Below are 26,343 nucleotides of genomic sequence, written 5' to 3'. Positions count from 1 at the left end.
GCCGGGCAAGGAGAGATGCCGATGACCCTCATCATGCCCCAGCCCGGGATCCTCGATATTGCCCCCTATGTGGGCGGGCAGTCCAAGATCGCGGGGCTGTCCGACGTGATCAAGCTTTCGTCGAACGAGAATCCCTTTGGCCCCTCGGAAAAGGCGCGTGCCGCCTTCGCGCGGACCGTCCACAGCCTGCATCGCTACCCCTCGACCGACCATGCCGAGCTGCGCGCCGCCATCGGCGAGATCCACGGGGTCGATCCCGCCCGCGTGATCTGCGGCGTCGGCTCGGACGAGATCATCACCTTCCTGTGCCAGGCCTATGCCGGGCCGGGGAATGAGGTGATCCATACCCAGCACGGCTTTGCCATGTATCGCATATCCGCGCTTGCCGCCGGGGCCACGCCGGTCGAGGTGCCCGAGCGTGCGCGCGTGGTCGATGTCGACGCGATCCTTGCCGCCTGCACCGACCGCACGCGGCTGGTCTTCATCGCCAACCCCGCGAACCCCACCGGCACGATGATCCCGGCCGAGGATGCCGCGCGGCTGGCCGACGGTCTGCCGCCGCAGGCGATCCTCGTGCTCGACGGCGCCTATGCCGAGTTCGTCGACGGCTTCGACGGCGGCGCGGCGCTGGTCGAGGCGCGGCAGAACGTGGTGATGACGCGCACGTTTTCAAAGATTTACGGGCTGGGGGGCTTGCGCATCGGCTGGGGCTATGGCCCGGCCGACCTGATCGGCGTGCTCGACCGCATCCGTGGGCCGTTCAACCTGTCCACGACCCAGCTTGACACCGCCGAGGCCGCGCTGCGCGACATCGACTACACGCGCCATTGCCAGGCCGAGAACGCCCGCATGCGCGCCTGGCTGACCGAGGCGCTGAACGGCATCGGCGTGCCGACCGACCGGAGCTTTGCCAATTTCGTTCTCGCCCGTTTCGCCGACCCGGCCGAGGCGCTGGCCTGCGATGCCTTCCTCAAGACCCAGGGCCTGATCGTGCGCCAGGTCGCGGGCTACAAGCTGCCCGAGGCGCTGCGCATCACCGTGGGCGACGAACCGGCCTGCCGCCGCGTCGCCCATGCCATCGGCCGCTTCCGCGAGGGCGCGCGATGAGCGTGATCTACGACCGCGTGGCGCTGATCGGGCTGGGGCTGATCGCGGGCTCGATGGCGCTGGCGATGCGCCGCGCGGGGCTTGCCGGAGAGATCGTGGGAACCGCGCGCTCCGCCGAAACCCGCGCCATCGCGGCCGAGATCGGGCTGGTCGACCGGGTGACCGAAACCGCGGCGCAGGCGGTCGCCGGGGCCGATCTGGTGGTGCTGGCCGTGCCGGTGGGCGCGATGGGCGCGCTGGCCGAGGAAATCGCGCCGCATCTCGCGCCCGGCGCCACCGTGACCGATGTGGGCTCGGTGAAACGCGCCGTGATCGACGCGGTCGGCCCCCATATCCCCCAGGGCGTCCATTTCATTCCGGCCCACCCGCTGGCGGGCACCGAACATTCCGGCCCCCGGTCGGGATTTGCCGAATTGTTCGACAACCGATGGTGTCTTCTGGTGCCCGTGGACGCAACAGATCGCGTGGCAGTAGACCGGCTGCGCGAATTGTGGCAAAAGATGGGCGCCAATGTGGAGCAGATGGATGCCGATCACCACGACCTGGTGCTGGCGGTGACAAGCCATGTCCCGCACCTGATCGCCTACACGATGGTCGGTGTGGCCGACGACCTGCGCCGCGTCACCGACAGCGAGGTGATCAAGTATTCCGCCGCGGGCTTTCGCGATTTCACCCGGATCGCGGCCTCGGACCCGACCATGTGGCGCGACGTGTTCCTGACCAACAAGGACGCGACGCTGGACATCCTCGGCCGCTTCACCGAGGAGCTTTTCGCCCTGCAACGGGCGATCCGGACAGGGCAGGGCGACATGCTGTTCGACTATTTCACCCATACCCGCGCCATCCGCCGCGGCATCATCGAGGCCGGGCAGGACACCGACGCACCCGATTTCGGCCGCGCGAGGAAGCTGCAATGAGGCGGCTGTGGGGCGGCGCGCTGGTTCTGGTTCTGGCCGCGACACCCGCGCTGGCCGGGCTCGACACCTCGCCGCGTCCCGAACCGCGTCCGGCCTCCGAGCCATTTCAGGTCGCTCGCGCCGAGCCCGCCAGCCGACCGGCCGAGCTTCCCGCCGCCCTGCGCCCCGCGCCGCCACGCGCGGCCGAACCCGAACGCCTGCCCGCCGCCGCGCTGGCCCGCTCGCTGCGACCGCAGCCGCGGCCCGAACGCAGCTTCCAGACGGCGGCCCTGTCGGCCGCCGCCATCCGCAGCCAGCCTGCGAACGTGCTGACGGCCAAACGCGGCGCGATCTGCGGCGACGACCGGATAAGGGGCGAGGAAATCGCGCCGATCCTCAGCCAGGTGCAGGGCTGCGGCGTCGATCGCCCGGTGCGCGTGACCTCGGTGGACGGCGTGCGGCTCAGCCAGACCGCGACGATGGATTGCGACACCGCGCGCGCCTTGCGCCGCTGGGTCACCGAAGGCGCGAAGCCCGCTGTCGGCAAGAAGGGCGGAGGGTTGGCCCAGCTCGAGGTTGCCGCGCATTACATCTGCCGACCGCGCAACCGGCAGGCCGGGGCAAAGATATCCGAGCATGGCCGCGGGCGCGCGGTGGACATCTCGGCGCTGACGCTGGCCAATGGCAGCCGGATCACCGTGCAGGGCGGCTGGCGCGACCCCGCACAGGGCAAGATCCTGCGCCAGGTCCACAAGGCCGCCTGCGGCCCCTTCGGCACCGTCCTCGGCCCCGAATCCGACCGGTTCCACCAGGATCATTTCCACTTCGATACCGCGCGCCACCGCAACGGCGCCTATTGCCGCTAGCGGATCGTGAAATCCGGAACCGGGCCCAGCGGCACCGGACCCAGCCAGGTCTGACCGGCGGCAAGGCGCAGCGGCACGTCCAGCGTTTCGGGCCGCCCCGACAGCCCGGCGATCAGGCCCAGCGCCTCTTCCAGCCGATCGGCCAGCCCGCCCGGCAACCGGCCAGATGCGCGCGCAATCGCCACCATGTCGCGCCAGTTCGTCGCCCGCACCGTCAGCATGCCCGTGGGCAGGCCCGCCGCATCGACATCCAGCACCCCCGCCGCGCTCAGCTCCAGATCGCCCCATTTCGCGTCCAGCCGCGTCAGTTCGATCCGGGTGATCTGCGGCCGCCGTTCCTCTATCGCGCGGCGGTCCCAGGGTGCGTCGAAGCCCAGCACCGCGTCGATGCGCAGATGCTCGAACAGCCCCGGCAGGATACCCGCCCGGTCGACCAGCGCCACCAGCCGCGCGGGCAGCCGCACCTGTTCGGCCGCAAATCCGATCCGGTGCGTGTCCTCGCGCCCCTCGACCAGCGCGGCGGTCATCTCGCCCCGCGCCAGCGAGGCCTCCCAACCCAGGGACGAGGCGAGCGAGACCTCCTCCAGCGCATAGGCCGCCTGCATCACCTCCAGCGCCGGGCCGGGCCGGAAGCCCAGCCGCCCCTCCATCCGAAGGGCGCCGATGGCGATGGTTTCGTCAGGCGTCGCGATCTGCTGCACCTCGGGCCAGATCGCCAGGACCCGGTTCGGCCGGTGCGCCTCGGCCTCGATCCGGAAGGCGGGCGCGGTCCAGGCCAGGCCGGTCCCGGGATCGGCCAGCGCCAGATCGCTCAACGTGGTCTCGAAGCGCAGCGGGAACCCCGCCACCTGCAAGTCGGCGTAATCCGCCGCCCAGCCCTCGGCCCGGCGCGTCTCGACCCAGGCCGCGATGCCGGTTTCCAGCCCGCGCGCTGCAAGCGCCCAGTAGCCCGACCAGAGCGCCGCGGCCAGAATCGCCACTGTCAGGATCAGACGCATCCGCAGCCCCCTTTCGCCCGTCCCCGCTTTGCGGTTTACAGGGGCCGGGCAGCAAGGACCAGAACGATGCGCGATGGGCTATGGGTGTTCGGCTACGGCTCGCTCCTGTGGAAGCCGGGCTTTCCGGTGGCCGAACGGCGGCTGGCGCGGCTGGACGGCTGGCATCGCAGCTTCTGCATGCGCTCGATCCACCATCGCGGCACCGAGACCGATCCGGGGCTGGTGCTGGCGCTGGACGCCGCCCCCGGCGCCAGTTGCCACGGCGTCGTTCTGCGCGCCGAACCCGGCACCGAGACCGCGACGCTGGCCTATCTGCGCGAGCGCGAACTGATTTCCTCGGCCTATTTCGAGACCGAGCTTGACGTGGTGTTCCAGGACGGCGCCGACGGGCTGACCAGCACCGCCTATGTGATCGACCCCGACCATGTGCAATATTGCGGCGGCCTGCCGCTGGAAGATCAGGCGCAGATCATCGCGCGCGCCCGCGGCGGGATGGGGCCGAATGACGAATACCTGTTCAACACCGTCGATCACCTGACCGAACTGGGCATCGAGGATGCCGACCTGACCTGGCTGGCACAACGGGTTCGGGCACTCAAGACCTAATGATTGTTGTTCGGCCGGGGCCGATACCCTAGAATTAGGGCCGACATCAATCGGGACGGGGCGCCCCCATGGCCATGACCGAGCGCGAGGCCGATCCGCAATTCTCCCGGCCGCGGCGCCAGATCGTGCTGATGCTGGTCTCGGTCTGGCTGTTCGCGGCGGGCGCCTATCTGGCCTATCCGCAGGTCGCGCCGGTCTTCCTGGCCAATCTCTATCTGAACGGCGCGATCTTTCTGGTGTTCCTCGTGGGCGTCGTGGCCTGTTTCCTCCAGGTGGTGCAACTGATCGCCTCGGTGCGCTGGATCGAGGATTTCGCCGCAGGCCGCCCCGGTCACGAACTGACCCGCGCCCCGCGCCTTCTGGCCCCGCTGGCGGCCCTGTTGCGCAAGCGGCGGGGCAGGCGGATGCAGATCGGGACGGCCTCGGCGCGCTCGATCCTCGACTCCGTCGCCACCCGCATCGAGGAAGCGCGCGACATCACGCGCTATATCGTCAACCTCCTGATCTTCCTCGGTCTTCTGGGTACCTTCTACGGGCTTGCGACGGTCGTGCCCGCGGTGGTCGAAACGATCCGCTCGCTTGCCCCGCAAGATGGCGAAGCCGGGGTCGCGGTCTTCGGTCGGCTGATGACCGGGCTCGAAGCGCAGCTTGGCGGCATGGGCGTGGCCTTTTCCTCCTCGCTTCTGGGGCTGGCGGGCTCGCTGGTGGTGGGGCTGCTGGAACTGTTCGCGGGCCATGGCCAGAACCGCTTCTATCGCGAGCTTGAGGAATGGCTGTCGACGATCACCCGGCTTGGCCTGTCGGCGGGCGAGGGCGAGGGCGAAACCGGCTCCGAGACCGGGATCCTCGCCGCCACGCTCGACCAGTTGGCCGAGCAGATGGAGGGCATGCACGCGCTGTTCTCCCGCGCCGACGAGGCCCGCCAGTCGCTGGAAACCCGCGTTGCGGCGCTGGCCGATGCCGTTGAAACCCTGGGCGTCGCGATCGAGGCCCAACTCGGCTACAGCCAGGACGTGACCGCCGCGCTGGCCCGCGTGGCCCAGGGCCAGGAACGCGCCGCCGCGGCGATCGAGGCGCGGATGGGCGAGGAGGGCGCGATGGCCGATGCCGAGGCGCGGATGCGCCTGCGCTCGATCGACATGCAGCTTCTGCGCATTCTCGAAGAAATGTCCTCGGGACGCCAGGAAACCGTGACCGACCTGCGCGGCGATCTGGCGGCGCTGGGCCGGGTGCTGTCGCGGCTCGCCCCGGGGGACGAGCGGTGGAACTGATCCCATGGCGCTGATGCGGCGCAGCAACCGGTTCCAGGCCTCGATCTGGCCCGGTTTCGTCGATGCGATGACCGCGCTCCTGCTGGTGCTGATGTTCGTGCTGTCGATCTTCATGATCGTGCAGGAGGTCTTGCGCGATACGATTTCGGGCCAGGAAACCGAACTGTCCCAGCTTGGCAGCGAGATCGCCGCCCTGTCCGATGCGCTGGGGATGGAACGCCGTCGCGGGGCCGAACTGGAACAGCAGATCGGCAGCCTGACCGGCGCGCTGGGCGCGGCGCGGGCCGAGGCCGAGGCCCGTGCCGCCCGGGTGGCGGCGCTCGAAGGGGAACGCATGGAATTGCTGTCCGAGCAGGAACGGCTCGCCCGGACCCTCGCCGCGACCCGCGCCGAGGTCGATGCCCAGGCCGAGGCCGCCCGACTGGCCGCCGCCCGGCGCGAGGCGCTCGAAGCCCTGATCGCCGATCTGCGCAGCGAACAGGCCGGAACCGAGGCCGCGCGGGCCGCCCTGGCGGGCGAGGTCGCGGCCTTGCAGGCCGAGCTGTCAGAGGAAGAGGCCGCCCGTCTGGCCGAGGCCGCCGCCGCGCAGGCGCTGCGCGACCGGCTTGCGGGCGCCGAGGACGAGTTGACCGCGATGAGCCTTGCGCTCGAGGCCGAACGCGCGCGGGCCGAAGACACCCTGACGCTGCTGGCCGCCGCCGATGCCGCCCGCGCCGCGGCCGAGGCACAGGCCGCCGAGACGCTGGACGAAGCCGAACGGCGCGCCGCCCTTCTGGCGCAGGCCGACCGCACGCTGGCCGAGCAGGAGGCGGCCTCGGCCGAAAGCCAGCGCCGCGTGACCCTGCTGAACCGGCAACTGGCCGCGCTCCGGGCCGAACTGGGGGATTTGCAGGCGCTGCTCGAAGCATCCGACGAGCGCGACGCCGCCGCACAGGTGCAGATCGAAACGCTTGGCAACCGGTTGAACGCCGCCCTTGCCCGCGCCGCCGCCGAACAGCGCGCGCGGGCCGAACTCGAAGAGGCCGAGCGCATCCGGCTGCAAGAGGAAGCCCGACGACTGGCCGAGGAAAAGCGGAATCTGGAGAGTTACCGCTCGGAATTCTTCGGCGAGCTGCGCCGCCTTCTGGCCGGGCGCGAAGGCGTGCGGATCGTCGGCGACCGCTTCGTCTTCTCGTCGGAGGTGCTGTTCCAGACCGCCCGCGCGCAGCTCTCGCCCGATGGCGCGGCGCAGATCGCCAATGTCGTGACGATCCTGCGCGACGTCGCCGACGACATCCCCGCCGAAATCGACTGGATCCTTCGCGTCGACGGGCATACCGACGACGTGCCGCTGGCCCCGGGGGCCGAGTTCGCCGACAACTGGGCGCTCAGCCAGGCGCGCGCGCTCTCGGTCGTGCGCTACATGATCGACGATCTGGGCTTTGCCCCCGACCGTCTGGCCGCGACCGGCTTCGGCGAGTTTCATCCCGTGGCCGAAGGCGCCTCCGACGAGGCGCGCGCCCAGAACCGGCGGATCGAACTGAAACTGACCGAGCGCTAGGGCAGGGCTGTCCGCAAGGAAAATCCCCCGCCGCCGGTCAGGCCACGGGGGACAGGATCAGCGCCACAAGCGCCGCGGGATCACTCCGCCGTCAGCAAAGGCGGCTTCTTCGAGTCGATCCGGCGTTTTTCCGGCTCCTCGATCTTCAGGTCGATCTCGCCATCCTTCACGCCGACCTTGACGACGCCGCCCTTGGCCAGTTTGCCGAACAGCAATTCCTCGGCCAGCGGTTTCTTGATCGTCTCCTGGATCACCCGCGCCAGCGGCCGCGCGCCCATCTTGTCGTCATAGCCCTTCTCGGCCAGCCATTCGGCCGCGGGCTGTGTCAGTTCGATGGTCACGTTGCGATCCATGAGCTGCGCTTCAAGCTGAAGGACGAACTTCTCGACCACCTGGATGATGGTTCCCCTCGGCAGCGGCTGGAAGCTGATGACCGCGTCCAGACGGTTGCGGAACTCCGGCGTGAAGGTGCGCTCGATGGCGGCCGTATCCTCGCCCTCGCGCCGCTCGCGGCCGAAGCCGATGGCGGCCTTGGCCTGTTCCGCCGCGCCCGCATTCGAGGTCATGATCAGGACCACGTTGCGGAAATCCACCTGACGGCCATTGTGGTCGGTCAGCTTGCCGTGGTCCATCACCTGCAACAGGATGTTGAACACGTCCGGATGCGCCTTCTCGATCTCGTCGAGCAGCAGCACGCAATGCGGGTTCTGGTCGACCCCGTCGGTCAGCAGCCCACCCTGGTCGAAACCGACATAGCCGGGCGGTGCGCCGATCAGGCGGCTGACCGCGTGCTTCTCCATGTATTCCGACATGTCGAAGCGCAGCAGTTCCACGCCCAGCGTCGAGGCCAGCTGCTTGGCCACCTCGGTCTTGCCGACGCCCGTTGGCCCGGCGAACAGGTAGTTGCCGATGGGTTTCTCGGGTTCGCGCAAGCCCGCGCGGGCCAGCTTGATCGCCGAGGCCAGCGCCTCGATCGCCTTGTCCTGGCCAAAGACCACCCGCTTGAGCGTGGTCTCCAGATCCTTCAGCACCTTGGCGTCGTCCTTGCTGACATTCTTCGGCGGGATGCGGGCGATCTTGGCCACCACGGCCTCGATCTCCTTGGTGCCGATGGTCTTGCGCCGCTTGCTCTCGGCCAGCAGATGCTGGGCCGCGCCCGCCTCGTCGATCACGTCGATCGCCTTGTCGGGCAGCTTGCGGTCATGGATGTAGCGCGCCGACAACTCGACCGCGCTGCGGATCGCGTCCGAGGTGTATTTGACGTCGTGATGATCCTCGAAATAGGGCTTGATGCCCTTGAGGATCTTCACCGCGTCCTCGACCGAGGGCTCGTTCACGTCGATCTTCTGGAACCGGCGCGACAGCGCGCGGTCCTTCTCGAAATGCTGGCGGAACTCCTTGTAGGTCGTGCTCCCCATGCAGCGCAGCTTGCCGCCCTGAAGCGCCGGTTTCAGCAGGTTCGAGGCGTCCATCGCCCCCCCGCTGGTGGCGCCCGCGCCGATCACCGTGTGGATCTCGTCGATGAAGAGAACCGCGTCGGGATGGTCCTCAAGCTCGTTCACGACGGCCTTCAGCCGTTCCTCGAAATCGCCGCGATAGCGGGTTCCGGCCAGCAGCGCCCCCATGTCCAGCGAATAGATCGTCGATTTCGACAGCACCTCGGGCGTTTCGCCGGTGACGATCTTGCGCGCCAGACCTTCGGCGATGGCGGTCTTGCCCACCCCCGGATCGCCCACCAGCAGCGGGTTGTTCTTGCGCCGGCGGCACAGCACCTGGATGCAGCGTTCCACCTCGTGATCGCGTCCGATCAGCGGGTCGACATCGCCCTTGCGGGCCTTGGCGTTCAGGTCGACGCAATATTTCGCAAGGGCGGATTCGCGCGAATCCGTGCCTTCCGACTGGCCCGTGGATTGCGCCTCTTCCTCGAAATCGCTGGCTCCGGTGACCGGGCGATGCTCGCCGAAGGACGGGTCCTTGGCGACGCCATGGGCGATGAAATTCACCGCGTCATAGCGCGTCATGTCCTGTTCTTGCAGGAAATAGGCCGCGTTCGATTCCCGTTCGGCAAAGATCGCGACCAGCACATTGGCCCCGGTGACCTCGGTCCGGCCCGAGCTCTGGACATGGATCGCGGCGCGCTGGATCACGCGCTGGAACGCCGCGGTGGGCACCGCCTCGGATCCGTCGATATCGGTGACCAGCGTGGACAACTCGTCCTCGATGAAATCGGTCAGTGTCTTGCGCAGTTCGTCCAGATCGACCGAACAGGCCCGCATCACCTTGGCGGCGTCCGGTTCGTCGATCAGGGCCAGAAGAAGATGTTCCAGCGTGGCCAGTTCATGCCGTCGGGCATTGGCCAGGGCGAGCGCGGCATGGATGGCTTGCTCGAGTGTGTTCGAAAACGAAGGCACGAGACGCGCTCCTTTATTCCTGTGGCCGACAGGGGGGCATCACCCTGTCTCGACCTTGGCCTCTCAAGCTTAAGTTTTGGTGTTTGCGGGCAGGCTTCAAGTTTTTTCTGTTCAAATCTTGGCCGCCGTCCCGGAAACGCCATGTTTTTCGGCACTCTTCGCGGGTTCAGAACCGATCCTTCCGTCCGCGGATCTCGGCAAAGACCGCCACGTCGGGGGCGTTCTCCATCCCCAGGGCGCGCTTTACCTCGGCAAGTCCTGCGCGCAGGAACGGATTTGTGGCCCGTTCTTCGGCCAGCCGCGAGGGCACGGTGGGCCGACCCGCCGCGCGCAAGGCGGCGATCTCGTCCATCCTCGCCTTCAGCGCGGCATTCTCCGGCTCGATGGTCTGCGCGAAACGCCCGTTCGCGGCGGTGTATTCATGGCCCGAAAACACCTCCGTCCCGGGCGGCAGCGCGGCCAGCCTGCACAGGCTCGCCCACATCATCGCGGGCGTGCCCTCGAACAGCCGCCCGCAACCCAGCGCCATCAGGCTGTCGGCGGTGAAGACCGCGCCCGACCCGGCGAAGTAAAAGGCGATATGCCCGACCGTGTGCCCCGGAACCTCCAGCACCTCGCCCGTCTCGCCGCCGATTGCGACCCGGTCGCCCTCCGCCACGGCGGTATCCAGCGGCGGCAGGCGGTGCGCATCGGCCGCCGCGCCGGTGACCCGCGCGCCATGGGCCGCGCGCAGCGCCTCGACGCCGCCCACATGGTCGTGATGGTGATGCGTGATCAGGATGTCGCTCAGCCGCCAGCCGCGTTCGGCCAGCGCCGCCTCGATGGGCGCGGCCTCGGGCGCGTCGATCACCGCCGTCGCGCCGGTCGCCGGATCATGCGCCAGATAGGCGTAATTGTCGCTCAGGCAGGGAACGGTCACGATCTCCAGGGGCATGGCATTCTTTCTCCGCATGGCTATCTTGGTCCCCGTAACCCTGGCCCGAAGGCAGCACGCGCCGCAATGCACCTCGACGTTCTGGACCTGAGGAACTTCTACTACCGCACCAATCTGGGGCGCGTGGCGCAATCTGCAATCCGCGCCCAGGTCGTGGACATCTGGCCCGAGGCCAAGGGCCAGACGGTTGCGGGTTTCGGCTTCGCCGTGCCGCTGATGCGGCCCTTCACCCAGGACGCGCGCCGGGTGATCGCGCTGATGCCCGGCCAGCAGGGGGTGATGCCCTGGCCCGGGGGGCAGGACAATGTCTCGGTGCTGTGCGAGGAAACCGCCTGGCCCTTGCCCGACGGCTTCGTGGACAAGCTGATCCTGTTGCACGGTCTGGAAACCTCGGAAAACCCGGCCGCCGTGCTGGACGAGGCGTCGCGCGTGCTCGGCCCCGGGGGGCGGGCGCTGTTCATCGTGCCGAACCGCTCGGGGCTCTGGGCGCGGCGCGACGGCACGCCTTTCGGGTTCGGGCGGCCCTATTCCAACGGCCAGCTCGAATCGCAACTGCGCCATCACGGGTTCGAGCCCGAAACGCATCGCGCCGCCCTGTTCGCGCCGCCGACCGCACGTCGATTCTGGCTCCGGACCGCGGGCATGTGGGAGAACGCCGGGCGTCGCATCTCTGCCTATTACGCGGGCGGCGTGCTGATCGTCGAGGCGACCAAGCGTGTCTACCGCCCGACCGGGTTGACCGTGAAGGACGGCCTGGCCCGTCCGCTGCGCATCCTAGAGGGCCTGCCCGCCCGCGGCCCGGAGCCCGCCTGAACACAGCCAATCAACGGGTTTCGCCGCCCCGCCGACTGCGCGCGATAGCCGCGTCCGGCGCGGTGGATTCCGCTTGCCAGCGGGGCGGCGCGGCGCGACCGTGACATGCGCGCGAATAAGGCCCTATAGGCGGTTGCGAGGTTCCCCGGCCTCTGCTACACCCACGCCGATTTCGGAGCGTGCCCGCCCGGGTGCGCCGCTTGATCTGCCCCTCACCCGTCCCAGGCGGCATTCACAGGGGCCACAGATATCGGAAGGGTTGACGTGTCCGAACCAGCCTCGATTTCGTCCGGCATTGCCGCGCGATACGCCACCGCTCTGTTCGAGATCGCGAAGGATGCCAATGCCGTCGCCGCGCTTGAGGGCGATGTCGACAAGATCGACGCCGTGCTGAAGGACAGCGCCGATTTCCGCGACCTGATCGCCTCGCCGATCTATTCGCGCGACGAGCAATCCTATGCCATCGCCGCGATCGCGCCGCGCATCGGCATCGGGCTGATGACCTCGAACACCATGCGCCTTATGGCGACCAACCGCCGCCTCTTCGCCTTGCCGCAACTGATCGCGCAACTGCGCGCGCAGATCGCCGAGCACAAGGGCGAGATCAGCGCCGATGTCGTGTCCGCCCGGCCGCTCTCGGATGCGCAGAAGGCCAGCCTGGCCGCCGCGCTCAAGGCCAATGTCGGCAAGGACGTCAAGATCAACGCCACCGTCGATGAGCGTCTCATCGGCGGCCTCGTCGTCAAGCTGGGCTCGAAGATGATCGACACCTCGATCCGCGCGCGGCTCAGTGCATTCCAGAACACCATGAAAGAGGTCGGATAAATGGGTATCCAAGCAGCTGAGATCTCTGCGATCCTCAAGGAGCAGATCAAGAACTTCGGTCAGCAGGCCGAGGTCGCAGAGGTGGGCCGCGTGCTGTCGGTCGGCGACGGTATTGCCCGGGTCCACGGCCTCGACAACGTCCAGGCCGGCGAGATGGTGGAATTCCCCGGCGGCATCCGCGGCATGGCGCTGAACCTCGAGACCGACAATGTCGGTATCGTGATCTTCGGCTCGGACCGCGACATCAAGGAAGGCGACACCGTCAAGCGCACCAACTCGATCGTGGACGTGCCGGTGGGCGACGGCCTGCTCGGCCGGGTGGTCGACGGTCTCGGCAACCCGATCGACAACAAGGGGCCGATCGTGACGACCGAACGCCGCGTCGCCGACGTCAAGGCGCCCGGCATCATTCCGCGCAAGTCGGTGCATGAACCCATGGCCACCGGCCTGAAATCGGTCGACGCGATGATCCCGATCGGCCGCGGCCAGCGCGAACTCATCATCGGCGACCGCCAGACCGGCAAGACCGCCGTGGCGCTCGACGCGATCCTCAACCAGAAATCCTACAACGACGCGGCCGGCGACGACGAGAGCAAGAAGCTCTACTGCGTCTATGTCGCCGTGGGCCAGAAGCGCTCGACCGTCGCCCAGCTGGTGAAGAAGCTGGAAGAGACCGGCGCCATGGCCTATTCGATCGTCGTGGCCGCGACCGCCTCCGACCCCGCGCCGATGCAGTTCCTCGCGCCCTATTCGGCGACCGCGATGGGCGAGTATTTCCGCGACAACGGCCGCCACGCGCTGATGATCTATGACGACCTGTCGAAACAGGCCGTCGCCTATCGCCAGATGTCGCTGCTGCTGCGCCGTCCGCCGGGGCGCGAAGCCTATCCGGGCGACGTGTTCTACCTGCATTCCCGCCTGCTGGAACGCTCCGCCAAGCTGAACGAGGATCACGGCGCGGGCTCGCTGACGGCGCTGCCGATCATCGAGACCCAGGCGGGCGACGTCTCGGCCTATATCCCGACCAACGTGATCTCGATCACGGATGGCCAGATCTTCCTCGAAACCGACCTGTTCTACCAGGGCGTCCGCCCGGCCGTGAACACCGGCCTGTCGGTCAGCCGCGTGGGCTCATCGGCCCAGACCAAGGCGATGTCCTCGGTCGCCGGTCCGGTGAAACTGTCGCTGGCGCAGTATCGCGAGATGGCGGCCTTCGCGCAGTTCGGTTCCGATCTCGACGCCGCGACCCAGCGCCTGCTGAACCGCGGCGCGCGTCTGACCGAACTGATGAAGCAGCCGCAATACTCCCCGCTTTCGAACGCCGAGATCGTCTGCGTGATCTATGCAGGCACCAATGGCTATCTCGACAAGGTCGCGGTCAAGGATGTCGGCCGGTACGAAACGGCGCTGCTGACCTTCCTGCGCTCCAAGCACCAGGCGCTGCTGGACGACATCACCAACAACGACCGCAAGGTGAAGGGCGAGCTGGAAGACAAGATCAAGGCCGCGCTCGACGAATTCGCCAAGACGTTCGCCTAAGCCGCGGGTCAGGATCGGATAGATGCCCAGCCTCAAGGATCTGAAGAACCGGATCGGAAGCGTCAAGAACACGCGGAAGATCACCAAGGCCATGCAGATGGTCGCGGCGGCCAAGCTCCGCCGCGCCCAGGAGGCCGCCGAAAGCGCGCGCCCCTATGCCGAGCAGATGCAGAAGGTGATGTCCGGCCTTGCCGCGTCGTCCACCGGGGCCGCCAACGCGCCCCGGCTGCTGGTCGGCACCGGGTCGGACAAGGTCCACCTGCTGGTGGTGATGACCGCCGAGCGTGGCCTGTGCGGGGCGTTCAACTCGTCCATCGTGCGGATGGCCAGGGTCCGGATCAACGACCTGATCCGCCAGGGCAAGACGGTCAAGATCCTCACCGTGGGCCGCAAGGGCCGCGAACAGCTGAAACGCGACTTCAACGAGCTGATGGTCGGCCATATCGACCTGTCCGAGGTCAAGCGCGTGGGCTATGACGACGCCCGCGGGATCGCCGATGACGTGATGGAACGCTTCAAGGTCGGCGAATTCGACGTCGCCACGATCTTCTTCAGCCGCTTCCGCTCGGTCATCAGCCAGGAGCCGACGGCCCAGCAGATCATCCCGGCGGTGTTCGACGCGCCCGAGGCGTTCTCGACCATCTACAGCTTCGAGCCGACCGAGGGCGAGATCATGGCGGAACTGCTGCCCCATGGCGTCGCCACCCAGATCTTTGCGGCGCTGCTCGAGAACGGCGCCTCCGAACAGGGCGCGCGGATGTCGGCCATGGACAGCGCCACGCGCAACGCGGGCGACATGATCGACCGGCTGACCATCGAGTACAACCGCTCGCGTCAGGCCGCGATCACCAAGGAACTCATCGAAATCATTTCGGGCGCCGAGGCGCTCTAGCGGAACCGGAGAAACGCAATGGCAAACGCTGTAGGCAAGATCACACAGGTGATTGGCGCCGTCGTCGACGTGCAGTTCGAGGCCCACCTGCCCGAGATTCTGAACGCGCTGGAAACCGAGAACAACGGCAAGCGGCTGGTGCTGGAAGTGGCCCAGCACCTGGGCGAGAACACCGTGCGCGCCATCGCCATGGACGCGACCGAAGGTCTGGTCCGCGGCGCCCGCGTCACCGATACCGGCGGCCCGATCTCGGTGCCGGTGGGCGATGCCACGCTCGGCCGCATCCTGAACGTGATCGGCGAACCGATCGACGAAAAGGGTCCCGTGGCCGCAAGCGAGAAACGCTCGATCCACCAGCCCGCGCCCGAATTCGCCGATCAGGCGACCTCGTCCGACATCCTGGTGACCGGGATCAAGGTCATCGACCTTCTTGCGCCCTATTCCAAGGGCGGCAAGGTGGGCCTGTTCGGCGGCGCCGGGGTGGGCAAGACCGTGCTCATCATGGAACTGATCAACAACATCGCCAAGGTGCACTCGGGCTATTCCGTGTTCGCCGGTGTCGGCGAGCGGACGCGCGAGGGCAACGACCTCTATCACGAGATGATGGATTCCGGCGTCATCAAGATCGACGATCTGGCGGAATCCAAGGTGGCGCTGGTCTATGGCCAGATGAACGAGCCCCCGGGGGCGCGCGCCCGCGTCGCGCTGACCGGTCTGACGCTGGCCGAGCAGTTCCGCGACCAGTCCGGCACCGACGTCCTGTTCTTCGTCGACAACATCTTCCGCTTCACCCAGGCGGGTTCCGAGGTGTCGGCGCTGCTGGGCCGCATCCCGTCCGCGGTGGGCTACCAGCCGACGCTGGCGACCGACATGGGCGCGATGCAGGAACGCATCACCTCGACCAAGGCGGGTTCGATCACCTCGATCCAGGCCGTCTACGTTCCCGCGGACGACCTGACCGACCCCGCGCCCGCCACCACCTTTGCCCACCTCGACGCCACGACCGTTCTGTCGCGCGCGATCTCCGAGCTTGGCATCTACCCGGCGGTGGACCCGCTCGATTCCTCGTCGCGAATCCTCGATCCGGCGATCGTCGGCGAAGAGCATTACAACGTCGCCCGCGAAGTTCAGGGCATCCTGCAACGCTACAAGTCGCTGCAGGACATCATCGCGATCCTCGGCATGGACGAGCTTAGCGAAGAGGACAAGCTGACCGTGTCCCGCGCCCGCAAGATCCAGCGCTTCCTGTCGCAGCCCTTCGACGTGGCCAAGGTGTTCACCGGCTCGGACGGGGTGCAGGTGCCGCTGGAAAAGACCATCGACAGCTTCAAGCGCGTCGTGGCGGGCGAGTTCGACCACCTTCCCGAAGCCGCCTTCTACATGGTCGGCGATATCGAAGAGGTGATCGCCAAGGCCGAGAAGATGGCGGCCGAAGCCGCCTGATCGGGCACAAGGCGCCGGGTGAACCCGCCCGGCGCGCGTTTTCCAAGGAGGCATCATGGCCGACACGCTGCAATTCGACCTCGTCGCGCCCGAGCGCCGCGTCGCCTCGGAACGCGCCCTTCAGGTCGTCATTCCGGGCTTCGAGGGCGACCTGACCGCGATGCCCAAGCACGCCCCGATGATCACCACGCTGCGCCCCGGCGTGCTCGAGGTCTTCACCGAGAAGGGCAGCCAGAAATACATCGTCACCGGCGGCTTCGCCGAGATCACGTCCGACAGCGCCACCGTGCTGGCCGAACGCTCGCATGCCGTCGAGGAAGTGACGAAGGAGATGATCGAGGAGATGATCGCCGCCGCCCGCGCCGCGCATCTTGAGGCCAAGGCGGAACTCGTCGACGCCTCGGCCAAGATGCTGGCCGACATGGTGGCGATGGGCTCGCGCATGGGCTTCGAGCCGAAGAACTGACAGGGCGCAGCCCGCCCATCCGACAAGGCCCCGCCCCGGCGGGGCCTTTTCCGTTTCCGTGGTCTCTCAGCCCGCCGCCCCGGGCCGATGCCGCCGCCGCACGCGGTCAGGCCGCCCCTCCAGCGCCAGAAGCGTGTCGTTGCGCGCCTTTTCGGCCACCACCCGGCCCTTGGCGATCACCGCCAGCCGGTCGGGGCGCAGCCGGATCGCCTCCACCGGATCGCCCGCATCCAGCACCACCAGCGAGGCAACCGCGCCCTCGTGCAGCCCATAGCCCTCCAGTCCCAGGATCCGCGCGTTCTCGACCGTCACCATGTCGAAACAGCGCCGCATTTCCTCGGGCGCGGTCATCTGCGCCACATGCAGCCCCATGAAGGCCACGTCCAGCATGTCCGCCGTGCCCAGCGAATACCACGGATCGCGCACGCAATCCTGCCCCCAGCCGACCGTGATGCCATGCGCCTGCATTTCCTTGACCCGGGTCAGCCCGCGCCGCTTGGGGTAGGTGTCATGCCGTCCCTGCAACACGATGTTGATCAGCGGGTTCGGGATCGCGGCAAGCCCCGCCTCGGCCATCAGCGGCAACAGCTTGGAGACATAGTAAGTGTCCATCGAATGCATCGAGGTCAGGTGACTGCCCGCAACCCGCCCCTGTAGCCCCAGCCGCTGCGCCTCGTGGGCCAGCGTCTCGACATGGCGCGACAGCGGGTCGTCGGTCTCGTCGCAATGCATGTCGACCATCAGCCCCCGTTCCGCCGCGATCTCGCACAGCACCCGCACGGATTCGCGCCCGGCCTCCATCGTGCGCTCGAAATGCGGAATGCCGCCCACCACATCCACGCCCATGTCCAGCGCGCGCAGCGTGTTCGCCTGCGCATTCGGGTCGCGAAAGAACCCGTCCTGGGGAAAGGCCACCAGTTGCAGGTCGAGCCAAGGCTTCACCACGTCCCGCACATGCAGCAGCGCCTGCACGCCCTTCAGGTCGTCATCGCAGGTGTCCACATGGCTGCGGATCGCCAGCAGCCCCATGCTTGCCGCCCAGTCGCAATAGGCCAGCGCCCGGTCCACCATCTCCTCGACAGTCGTCAGCCGTTTCAACTCCCCCCACAGCGCGATCCCCTCCAGCAGCGTGCCCGAGGCGTTGATCCGCGGCGTGCCATAGCTCAGCGTCGCGTCCAGATGGAAATGCGGGTCCACGAAGGGCGGGCTGACCAGATCGCCCGCGGCCTCGATCACGCGGCCCGCCGTGGACCCCGCCAGATCGCCCACCGCTGCGATGCGCGCCCCCCGCGTGCCGATATCGGCCACGCGCCCGTCGGGCAGGGTGCCCCCCCGCACAAGGATATCGAACTCGGCCATTCAGCGCTCTCCGCGATTATAGGGCACCATCAGCGCGGCGGGCACCTCGGCCCGGCGCGACATCAGCACCAGCGCCAGGATCGACAGCACATAGGGCACCATCAGGAACACCTGATAGGGCACATGCGCGCCCATCGGCGTCTGCTGCATCCGTATCTGCAACGCGTCGAAGGCCGCGAACAGCAGCGCGCCCAGCAGCGCCTTGCCCGGCATCCAGGCCCCGAACACCACCAGCGCGATGCAGATCCAGCCCCGCCCGTTCACCATCTCGAAAAAGAAGGAATCGAAGGCCGACATGGTCAGGAACGCGCCCCCCACCGCCATCAGCCCCGAGCCGACCATCACCGCCCCCATCCGCAGCGCCGTCACCGACAGCCCCTGCGCCTCGACCGCCGAAGGGTTCTCGCCCGCCGCGCGCAGCGCAAGGCCCAGCGGCGTGCGGAAAAGCACCAGCGCCACGACCGCGACACTGGCAAAGGCCAGATAGGTCAGCGCCGTCTGCGAAAACAGCGCCGGGCCCAGAAACGGGATATCCGACAGCACCGGGATGTTCAGCGGCTGGAACGGCGTGATCCGCGGCGGGCTGGTCACCTGCGGCAGCGCGAGGCGATAGGCGTAATAGGCCGAGGATGTCGCCAGCAGCGTGATCCCCAGCCCCACCACATGCTGCGACAACCCGAAGGGCACCGTCAGCGTGGCATGGACCAGCCCGAACATCGCCCCCGCGGCAAAGGCCACCAGCACCCCGGGCCACAGCCCCAGCCCCGCATAGACCGCCATCCAGCCCGCAAACGCGCCGAAGACCATGATCCCCTCGATCCCGAGGTTCAGCACGCCCGCCCGTTCGCAGATCAGCTCCCCCATCGTGGCAAGGATCAGCGGCGAGGCGATGCGCAGCACCGCGGCCCAGAAGCTGGCGGACAGAAGGATCTCGAAAATCTCCATCAGCCCCTCACCACGCGGAACCGCGTCAGCAGGATCGCCAGCACCATGAACAACAGCGCCGTGGCGACCGAGATATCGGCGATATAGGTGGGCACCTCGGCCGCCCGGCTCATCGAGTTCGCCCCGACGAAAACCCCCGCCACGAAGATCGCCGAGACCACGACCCCCAGCGGGTGCAGCAGCGCCAGCATGGCCACCACGATGCCCGTATAGCCAAAGCCCGGCGACAGATCGAGCGTCAGGCTGCCCTTCAGCCCCGCCACCTCGGAAAACCCGGCCATCGCCGCCAGCCCGCCCGACAACAGCGCCGTCTTGACCATCACCCGGCCCACCGGGATCCCTGCGAAGCGCGCCGCCTGCGGGTTCTGGCCGACCGCGCGGATTTCATAGCCCAGCGTCGTCCTGACCTGGATCACCCAGACCAGCACCGCCGAGATCAGCGCCAGCCCGAACCCCCAATGCAGCCGCAGCCCGTCCACGATCCGGGGCAGGCGGGCATCGCGGGGCAGGGCCTCGGATTTCGGCCAGCCCATCCCCATCGGGTCCTTCAACGGCCCTTCCAGCAGCATCGAGACGAACAGAAGCATGATGAAGTTGAACAGAAGCGTGGTCACCACCTCGTCCACCCCCAGCCGCACCTTCAGCAGCACCGGCCCCAGCAGCACCAGCCCGCCGGTCAGGATCGCCGCCCCCGCCATCAGCGGCAGGGCCAGCGTGCCCGGCAGGCCCAGCTGCGTGCCGATCAGCACCGTCATCAGCGCGCCCGCATATAGCTGCGCCTCGGCGCCGATATTCCACAGCTTCGCCCGGAACGCGACGGCCACGGCCAGCCCGGTAAAGATCAGCGGCGTCGCCCGGTTCAGCGTTTCGAGGGCTGCGAATTTCGACCCCGCCGCGCCCTGCACGATCAGCCCCAGCACCGCAAAGGGGTTCGCGCCGGCCAGCATCGCCAGCACCGAGGCGACACCGACCATGCCCGCCAGCGCCAGCGCAGGCAGGCCGATCAGCCGCACAAGGCCCGGATCGGCCACAGGTTCAAGCCGCATCGGCAAACCCCTGTCCGGCCATCCAGACGCCCAGTTCCGCAACCGTCTTCGACCCCCGTGCAAAGGGCGGCGACAGACGGCCCGCAGAAATCACATGGATCACGTCCGACAGGACCCGGATCTCGTCCAGATCCTCGGAAATCAGCAGCACGGCCGCGCCCGCATCCCGCGCCGCGATCAGGCATTCCTGCACATAGGTCAGCGCCCCGATATCGAGGCCCCGCACCGGCTGGTTCGCCAGGATGATCTTCGGCCCGGCCTCCAGCGCGCGGCCCAGGATCAGCTTCTGCATGTTCCCCCCCGACAGCAGCCGGATGCGCGCCTCGGGGCCGGGGCAGCGGATATCGTATTTCGCGATGATCGCCTCGGCATGGGCGCGCGCGCGGCCCCAGTCCATCCAGCCTGCCCGGGCGAAGGGTTGCCGCGCATAGCCCTCCAGCACCGCGTTCTCGGTCAGCGTGAAATCGGCGATGGACCCGGTGGCATGGCGATCCTCGGGGATGCGGCCCACGCCAGCATCCAGCGCCGCGCGCGGGCTCCAGCCGCTGACCTCCGTCCCGCCGACCCGCAGCGCCCCGCTTGCCGGCGCGATCAGCCCCGAGACCAGATCGGCCAGCGCCCCCTGCCCATTGCCCGCCACCCCCGCCAGCCCGGTGATCTGCCCGGCCCGCAGCGCAAGCGAAACCCGCCTCAGCCCCGTGCGGTTGCCCTCGGACGGGGTCGAGACATCGCGCAGTTCCATCAGCATTTCGCCCGCCCGGCCCGGCGCGGGGTGGGGCAGGGCGACCTCGGCGCCCACCATCAGCTCGGCCAGCCGGTGGCGGTCGGTCTCCGCCGTCGCCACCTCGCCCGCCACCTTGCCATGGCGCAGCACCACCACCCGGTCCGACACCGCCATCACCTCATGCAGCTTGTGCGAGATGAAGATGATCGACAGCCCCAGCGCCACCGCCTTTTTCAGCGTCGCGAACAGCGCGTCGCTTTCCTGCGGCGTCAGGACGGCGGTGGGTTCGTCCAGGATCAGGATGCGCGCCTCGCGATACAGCGCCTTCAGGATCTCGACCCGCTGGCGTTCGCCCACCGACAGGCTGCGCACCTTGGCATCCGGGTGCACCGCCAGCCCGAAATCGCGGGACAATCGCTCGACCCGCGCCCGCGCCGCCGCCCGCCCGAGGCCCAGCCCGAACAGCGGCCGCGTGCCCAGCAGGATATTCTCCAGCACCGTCAGGTTGCCCGCCAGCGTGAAATGCTGATGCACCATGCCCACGCCCGCCGCCAGCGCCGCGCCGGGCGCACCGGGGGGCAGCGCCTTGCCGAACACCTCGACCGTGCCCGCATCGGCCGTGTAATGGCCGAACAGGATGTTCATCAGCGTGGTCTTGCCCGCGCCGTTTTCCCCTAGCAACGCAAGGACTTCGCCCCGATGCAGGGCGAAGCCGACATCGTCGTTCGCGGCAAGCTTCCCGAACCTCTTGGTGATCCCCTCAAGGCGCAGGACGACCTCGCGCGCCCCCATCAGGCGGATCTGGGCTCGCTGTCGTCGATCGCGACCTCGAAGCTGCCCGCCCGGATCGCGGCCTCGCGCTCGGCCACCAGATCGAGTGCGGCTTGCGGCACCTTGCCCTCGAAGCTGCCAAGCGGCGCCAGCGAACAGCCGCCTTCCTTCATGAAGGAATAGAGCCCGTAATTCGCCGCCTCGAATGTCCCTTCGGCCACCCGGGCGAGTGCGGCCTGCAAGGTCGGCTCGAAATGCCACAGCGCCGAGGCGACGACCGTCTCGGGATAATCGGCCTGCGTGTCGATCACGTTGCCGATGGCCAGCACGCCGCGTTCCTTCGCGGCATCCGACACGCCGAAGCGTTCGGCATACAGAAGATCCGCCCCCGCCTCGATCATCGCAAAGGCCGTCTCCTTGGCCTTGGGCGGATCGAACCACGACCCGATGAAGCTGACCTGGAACCGCGCATCCGCCCGCGTCTCGCGCACGCCCGCCATGAAGGCATGCATCAGCCGGTTGACCTCGGGGATCGGAAAGCCGCCGACCATGCCGATATTGCCGGTCTGCGTCATCGCCCCCGCGATGATGCCCGACAGGTAGGACGCATCCTGGATGTAGTTGTCGAAAACCGCGAGATTCGGATAGGCCGGATCGTCCAGGAAGGACGAGCCCAGCAGGAACGCGGTCTCGGGATAGTCCAGCACCACCTCGCGCGCTTCCTGTTCGACGCCGAAGATCTCGCCGATGATGAGCTTGACGCCGCGCTCGGCATATTCGCGCATCACGCGCGGGTAATCGGTGTTCGAGGTGTTCTCGCTGAAGACATAGCTGACCTGGCCCGCCGCCTTCGCCGCCTCGGCCGCGACATGGATGCGGCTGACCCATTGCTGCTCCACCGGCACCGTGTAGATGCCCGCGACGCTGATCGGCTCCTGCGCGAACAGCCGCCCCGGCGCCAGCCCCAGCCCCGCGGCGGCGGCAGCCCCCCCCGCGCCCAGCAGCAACCTGCGCCGCGCGATGTCGATTCCGTGGGTCTTGCTGGCAGCCATGTCGGATTCCCCCTGTCTTTCCGTGGTCATTCGCCCCCGATAGAGGGCCATTCGGCGGTCATTTGGAACGCGGCGAGAGTGGCATGCCCGCGGGTGGAAGGGAAGATCGCTCGTTTGGCAGGCATGCGACGGGAAAACGCACGGGACATGGGCGAAACGCGGTCGGCGACCGGGTGCGGCTTGCCGGGCCGCCGACCGAAGGCGCGTCGTTCCCCGCCCGCCCGGTCGTTTTTCCGACGCACACAGCGCTGTCGTTAACCTCGACGAAAGGCGCGGCCGCGATGGTGGGGCACGCTCACAACACGGACCGTCCCATGCCCCTCGATCCCGGACCGGCCTACGCATCGTCAGAAAGCCATCTCGACGCGATCGTTCGCGGCGGCGAGACGCTTGGCCGCGACATCGTCGAGGTCGCCGCCTTCCTCGATGCCCTCGACGCGGCCGCCCATGCCCAGATGGCGCAGATCAGCGTCGCGCGCGATGCCGCGATCTCTGTCTCCGCGGCGAACGAGGCGGTGCAGGGGGCCGCCGATCAGGTGGCGCAGACGGCCGAGGACACGATGGCGGCGGTGACGGGCTCTGCCCGGCTCCTGCGCGACAGCGGTCATCACAGCCGGAACGTCGCCGCCTGGGTGCAATCGGTCGATGCCCGCATGGCCGATGTCTCGGGCACGCTCAAGATGGTCGATGGCTCGACGGCCGAGATCGCCAGCATCGCCGCACAGGTCAACATCCTTGCCATCAATGCCAAGATCGAGGCGGTGCGCGCGGGCACGGCGGGGCGCGGCTTTGCCGTCGTCGCCGAGGCGATCAACGACCTGTCGCGCCAGACCGCAGGTGCCACGGCGACGATCACCCAGGCCATCACCGGGCTGCGCAAGCGCATCGACGAATTGCGCGCCGAGGCGGGCACGGCCTCGGGCGATGCCGCAGAGGTGCTGAAGGCGGCGCAGGAAACCGACCTGGTCCTTACCCGGATGACCACCTCGGTCGAGGCCACGCGAAGCGCCGCGGCCGAGATCACCGACCGCGCCGCAGAGGTCGGCGCCGCGAATGCCCGCTTCACCCCCGCCTTCGCCGCGCTTGTCGAGTCCACCGGCCAGACCGCCGCCGGCGTCCACGAGGCACGCGAACGGGTGGACCGGCTGGTCTCGCTTGGCGAATCGGTGGTGCAGAACTCGGTGCTTGCAGGCGGTGCCCATGCCGACGGCCCCCTGATCGACTTCGTGCGCGAGACCGCGTCGCGGATCGGCGGGATGTTCGAACAGGCCGTCGCCACCGGGCGGATCTCGCAGGGCGATCTGTTCGACCAGCGCTATGCCCCGATCCCCGGCACCGATCCGGTTCAGGCGATGGCCCCCTTCACCCGGCTGACCGATGCCATCCTGCCCCCCGTGCAGGAGCCCGCGCTCGATCTCGATCCCCGCATCGTCTTCTGCGCCGCGGTCGACCGCAACGGATACCTTCCGACCCATAACCGGAAATACTCCCAGCCGCAGGGCAAGGATCCGGTCTGGAACGCGGCCAATTGCCGGAACCGGCGGGTCTTCGACGACCGCGTGGGCCTGACAGCGGGGCGGTCCACCGCGCCCTTCCTGATCCAGGTCTATCGCCGTGACATGGGCGGCGGCCAGTTCGTGCTGATGAAGGATCTCTCGGCCCCGATCCATGTGGGCGGACGCCACTGGGGCGGCTTCCGCATGGGCTACAGGTTCTGATCCTCCCGCCCGCCGCGGCCTGCATCCCGGTCCTGCCCCGGCCGCCCGGTTGCCTTGCCCGGGCACGGGCACGGGACCCTGCCCGGATTTTCCCGGCGCGGTTCGGCTTCGGCAGGTCGGGCGCAAGCACGGGGCCAAGCACGGGGCAAGGACCGAAGGGCAAGGCCCCTGCGCGCGCAGGGGATGTCGGACCGGCCAGACGCTGCCCGGCAGCGCCCCGCCCAGGCGGGGCCGCCGCGCGCGCCCTTCGGATGCGATCGCCAAGGCGATCACAGGCCGGGGGTTGCGCCGCCCCGCCGAAGCCCGATAAACCGGCGCAGGACTTCGCAGCGAGGAACCCGCCCATGATCGGCCGTCTGAACCATGTCGCCATCGCCGTCCCGGATCTGGACGCCGCCGCCGCCCAATATGCCGACACGCTGGGCGCCCGCGTCGGCGCCCCCCAGGACGAACCCGATCACGGCGTCACGGTGATCTTCATCGAATTGCCGAACACCAAGATCGAACTGCTCCATCCGCTGGGCGAGGACAGCCCGATCAGGGGCTTTCTCGAAAAGAACCCCTCGGGCGGCATCCATCACCTCTGCTACGAGGTCGAGGATATCCTGGCCGCCCGCGACCGACTCAAGGCGCAGGGCGCGCGGGTGCTGGGCACCGGCGAGCCCAAGATCGGCGCCCATGGCAAGCCGGTGCTGTTCCTGCATCCCAAGGATTTCAACGGCTGTCTGGTCGAGCTGGAACAGGTCTGACCCGCGCGCTCAGGCGGCCCCTTGCGGGGCCAGCCGCTGCACCAGATGCGTGAACACCGCCGCGCCCAGGATCGGGATCACCAGGTTCACCAGCGGCAGCGACAGCGGCACCGCCATCAGCAGGCCCGCGGCAAAGACCGTCAGGCCGTGACGCTTGCGCAGCGCCACGGCGCCCTTGCGCCCCAGCCGCCGCATCGCCGCCATCTGGAAATATTCCCGCCCCAGCAGGAAGCCGTTCACCGCCCAGAACAGCAGCGGCGCGAAGGGCCCCACCATGAAATACAGCACCAGCGCGACGAGGTTCACCCCGACCACCACCGCGAAGAAGCCCAGCCCGTCCCGGATCTGGTCCAGCACCGGCACCGGCGGCACCTTCGGCAGATGGGGATAATGCCGCGCCTCGACCGCCTCGGCCACATCGTCCAGGAACAGCCCGGTAAAGGCCGAGGCCACGGGGACCATCAGAAACACCGACAGCACCAGCATCAGCACCAGCGAGGCGCCCGACAGGAACTCGTCCACCCAGCGCAATTCGCCGATCCAGGGCAGGGTGACGCTGTCCGGCACCAGCCAGCCGATCAGCAGGAAGATCGCGCCATACAGCGCCGCCAGCAACCCCACCGACAACCCGATCCCCAGCAGCAGCACCTTGCGAAAGGCACGATCGCCAAGCTGGCCCAGCGCCTTGAGAAAGGCGGCAAAGATCATTGCGCCATCCATTCGGTCAGCGCGTCCACATCCGGGCGCGGACGCTCGGGCGGCGCGGCGGTCTCGGTGCCGATATGGACCACGCCCACCACCCGTTCCTGCGCGCTCAGCCCCAGCCCCGTCTCGACGAATCCCCGGTCATGGGCGGGCCAGCCCGACAGCCAGTTCGCCCCCCAGCCCGAGGCCAGCGCGGCATTCAGCAGCGCAAGGCAGACCGCGCCCGCCGAATAGACCTGTTCGATCTCGGGGATCCTGTCCGAGGCTTTCGGCGCGGCCACCACCACGACCGCCAGCGGGCTGGTCTCATAGGCCGATGCCGCCTTGTCGATCGCCTCGCTGCCATGGCCCAGCACCGCGCCCCGCGCCCGCACCAGCCCGGCCAGCCGCCGCAGCGCGGGTTCCTCCAGCACGATCAGCCGCCAGGGCTCCAGCTTGCCGTGATCGGGACTGCGCAGCGCCGCGGTCAGGATCGGCCGCAGCGCCGCCCGGTCCGGCGCGGGCGCGCGCAGGGTCTTGGCGGGGCGCGACCGGCGGGTCAGCAGGAACTCCATCACCTCGGGGCGGGGGGCGGGCATCGGCATCTCCATCTTGTTGCCCTTGATGTCGGCCATCCCCGCGCAGCGCGCAAGCCCGGCTTGACGCAGGCCCGCGCATTGGCCAGCAA

General features: G+C 68.4%; 24 protein-coding genes. 14 read left to right on the top strand and 10 right to left on the bottom strand.

What is annotated here, in order from left to right:
* Window positions 1-21 precede the first annotated feature (21 nt).
* From hisC to EV216_RS12915, 3 genes are read left to right on the top strand one after another with little or no spacing between them, the layout of a single operon-like run.
* Window positions 22-1,107 (top strand): histidinol-phosphate transaminase, encoded by a 1,086-nt coding sequence (gene hisC, locus EV216_RS12925; RefSeq protein WP_132695949.1) that lies wholly within the window; start codon window positions 22-24, stop codon window positions 1,105-1,107.
* Window positions 1,104-2,024 (top strand): prephenate/arogenate dehydrogenase family protein, encoded by a 921-nt coding sequence (locus EV216_RS12920; RefSeq protein ID WP_132695948.1) that lies wholly within the window; start codon window positions 1,104-1,106, stop codon window positions 2,022-2,024. Before hisC ends, EV216_RS12920 begins: the two co-directional genes overlap by 4 nt.
* Complete coding sequence (locus EV216_RS12915) at window positions 2,021-2,869, top strand: extensin family protein (RefSeq protein ID WP_243642076.1); 849 nt, start codon at window positions 2,021-2,023, stop codon at window positions 2,867-2,869. The genes EV216_RS12920 and EV216_RS12915 overlap by 4 nt, the downstream gene beginning before the upstream one ends.
* Here the strand turns inward: EV216_RS12915 and EV216_RS12910 are convergent.
* Window positions 2,866-3,867, bottom strand: coding sequence for a DUF2125 domain-containing protein (locus EV216_RS12910; RefSeq protein WP_132695947.1), 1,002 nt, complete (start codon window positions 3,865-3,867; stop codon window positions 2,866-2,868). The two genes, EV216_RS12915 and EV216_RS12910, sit on opposite strands and share 4 nt — an antisense overlap.
* A gap of 66 nt (window positions 3,868-3,933) precedes the next feature.
* Between EV216_RS12910 and EV216_RS12905 the strand changes: the two genes are divergently transcribed.
* The 3 genes from EV216_RS12905 to EV216_RS12895 all read left to right on the top strand — a co-directional run bounded on the left by EV216_RS12905 (window position 3,934) and on the right by EV216_RS12895 (window position 7,284).
* Entirely contained in the window at window positions 3,934-4,473 is a 540-nt protein-coding gene (locus tag EV216_RS12905; RefSeq protein ID WP_132695946.1) for a gamma-glutamylcyclotransferase, read from the top strand.
* A 68-nt stretch (window positions 4,474-4,541) separates the two neighbouring features.
* Complete coding sequence (locus EV216_RS12900) at window positions 4,542-5,744, top strand: biopolymer transporter ExbB (RefSeq protein WP_132695945.1); 1,203 nt, start codon at window positions 4,542-4,544, stop codon at window positions 5,742-5,744.
* Between the two features lie 4 nt (window positions 5,745-5,748).
* Window positions 5,749-7,284, top strand: coding sequence for a peptidoglycan -binding protein (locus tag EV216_RS12895; protein ID WP_132695944.1), 1,536 nt, complete (start codon window positions 5,749-5,751; stop codon window positions 7,282-7,284).
* Window positions 7,285-7,364: 80 nt separating this feature from the next.
* On the opposite strand, the gene clpA is transcribed toward EV216_RS12895, so the two are convergent.
* Window positions 7,365-9,695, bottom strand: coding sequence for an ATP-dependent Clp protease ATP-binding subunit ClpA (clpA, locus tag EV216_RS12890; protein ID WP_132695943.1), 2,331 nt, complete (start codon window positions 9,693-9,695; stop codon window positions 7,365-7,367).
* Between the two features lie 166 nt (window positions 9,696-9,861).
* Complete coding sequence (gloB, locus tag EV216_RS12885; protein ID WP_132695942.1) at window positions 9,862-10,629, bottom strand: hydroxyacylglutathione hydrolase; 768 nt, start codon at window positions 10,627-10,629, stop codon at window positions 9,862-9,864.
* Between the two features lie 66 nt (window positions 10,630-10,695).
* On the opposite strand from gloB, the gene EV216_RS12880 reads away from it, so the two are divergent.
* From EV216_RS12880 to EV216_RS12855, 6 genes are all read left to right on the top strand, one after another.
* Entirely contained in the window at window positions 10,696-11,442 is a 747-nt protein-coding gene (locus tag EV216_RS12880; RefSeq protein WP_132695941.1) for a class I SAM-dependent methyltransferase, read from the top strand.
* A gap of 264 nt (window positions 11,443-11,706) precedes the next feature.
* Window positions 11,707-12,267: a F0F1 ATP synthase subunit delta gene (locus tag EV216_RS12875; RefSeq protein WP_132695940.1), complete on the top strand. Its 561-nt coding sequence runs from the start codon at window positions 11,707-11,709 to the stop codon at window positions 12,265-12,267.
* A complete protein-coding gene (gene atpA, locus EV216_RS12870) occupies window positions 12,268-13,806 on the top strand; it encodes a F0F1 ATP synthase subunit alpha (protein WP_132695939.1) in 1,539 nt (512 codons plus the stop codon).
* A gap of 22 nt (window positions 13,807-13,828) precedes the next feature.
* Window positions 13,829-14,698: a F0F1 ATP synthase subunit gamma gene (locus EV216_RS12865; protein ID WP_132695938.1), complete on the top strand. Its 870-nt coding sequence runs from the start codon at window positions 13,829-13,831 to the stop codon at window positions 14,696-14,698.
* A gap of 18 nt (window positions 14,699-14,716) precedes the next feature.
* A complete protein-coding gene (gene atpD / locus EV216_RS12860; protein WP_132695937.1) occupies window positions 14,717-16,141 on the top strand; it encodes a F0F1 ATP synthase subunit beta in 1,425 nt (474 codons plus the stop codon).
* A 55-nt stretch (window positions 16,142-16,196) separates the two neighbouring features.
* Window positions 16,197-16,607, top strand: a complete 411-nt coding sequence (locus tag EV216_RS12855; protein WP_132695936.1) for a F0F1 ATP synthase subunit epsilon — start codon at window positions 16,197-16,199, stop codon at window positions 16,605-16,607.
* A 66-nt stretch (window positions 16,608-16,673) separates the two neighbouring features.
* Here the strand turns inward: EV216_RS12855 and EV216_RS12850 are convergent, their stop codons facing one another.
* From EV216_RS12850 to EV216_RS12830, 5 genes are read right to left on the bottom strand one after another with little or no spacing between them, the layout of a single operon-like run.
* The gene (locus EV216_RS12850) at window positions 16,674-17,966 is read right to left on the bottom strand and encodes an amidohydrolase family protein (protein WP_132695935.1); all 1,293 of its coding nucleotides are present in this window, start codon (window positions 17,964-17,966) and stop codon (window positions 16,674-16,676) included.
* Window positions 17,967-18,911: an ABC transporter permease gene (locus tag EV216_RS12845; RefSeq protein WP_132695934.1), complete on the bottom strand. Its 945-nt coding sequence runs from the start codon at window positions 18,909-18,911 to the stop codon at window positions 17,967-17,969. It abuts the gene before it with no gap.
* Window positions 18,911-19,957 carry an ABC transporter permease gene (locus EV216_RS12840; protein ID WP_132695933.1) on the bottom strand — a complete coding sequence of 349 codons (1,047 nt, stop codon included), beginning with the start codon at window positions 19,955-19,957 and terminating at the stop codon, window positions 18,911-18,913. Before EV216_RS12840 ends, EV216_RS12845 begins: the two co-directional genes overlap by 1 nt.
* Complete coding sequence (locus EV216_RS12835) at window positions 19,947-21,473, bottom strand: ABC transporter ATP-binding protein (protein ID WP_132695932.1); 1,527 nt, start codon at window positions 21,471-21,473, stop codon at window positions 19,947-19,949. Before EV216_RS12835 ends, EV216_RS12840 begins: the two co-directional genes overlap by 11 nt.
* Window positions 21,473-22,504: a BMP family protein gene (locus EV216_RS12830; protein ID WP_132695931.1), complete on the bottom strand. Its 1,032-nt coding sequence runs from the start codon at window positions 22,502-22,504 to the stop codon at window positions 21,473-21,475. The genes EV216_RS12835 and EV216_RS12830 overlap by 1 nt, the downstream gene beginning before the upstream one ends.
* A gap of 314 nt (window positions 22,505-22,818) precedes the next feature.
* Here EV216_RS12830 and EV216_RS12825 point away from each other — a divergent pair, with 314 nt between their 5' ends.
* Both EV216_RS12825 and mce read left to right on the top strand, forming a co-directional pair.
* Window positions 22,819-24,222 (top strand): methyl-accepting chemotaxis protein, encoded by a 1,404-nt coding sequence (locus EV216_RS12825; protein WP_132695930.1) that lies wholly within the window; start codon window positions 22,819-22,821, stop codon window positions 24,220-24,222.
* 344 nt (window positions 24,223-24,566) lie between these two features.
* Entirely contained in the window at window positions 24,567-24,971 is a 405-nt protein-coding gene (mce, locus tag EV216_RS12820) for a methylmalonyl-CoA epimerase (RefSeq protein WP_132695929.1), read from the top strand.
* Window positions 24,972-24,980: 9 nt separating this feature from the next.
* Here the strand turns inward: mce and EV216_RS12815 are convergent, their stop codons facing one another.
* Both EV216_RS12815 and EV216_RS12810 read right to left on the bottom strand, forming a co-directional pair.
* On the bottom strand, window positions 24,981-25,679 hold the full coding sequence (locus tag EV216_RS12815) for an EI24 domain-containing protein (RefSeq protein WP_132695928.1): 699 nt from the start codon (window positions 25,677-25,679) through the stop codon (window positions 24,981-24,983).
* Window positions 25,676-26,254, bottom strand: coding sequence for a nitroreductase family protein (locus tag EV216_RS12810; RefSeq protein WP_132695957.1), 579 nt, complete (start codon window positions 26,252-26,254; stop codon window positions 25,676-25,678). The genes EV216_RS12815 and EV216_RS12810 overlap by 4 nt, the downstream gene beginning before the upstream one ends.
* Window positions 26,255-26,343 lie beyond the last annotated feature (89 nt).

It is taken from the genome of Rhodovulum steppense (assembly GCF_004339675.1).
Lineage (GTDB): Bacteria > Pseudomonadota > Alphaproteobacteria > Rhodobacterales > Rhodobacteraceae > Rhodovulum > Rhodovulum steppense.
This window is presented reverse-complemented; position numbering and strand designations above follow the sequence as displayed.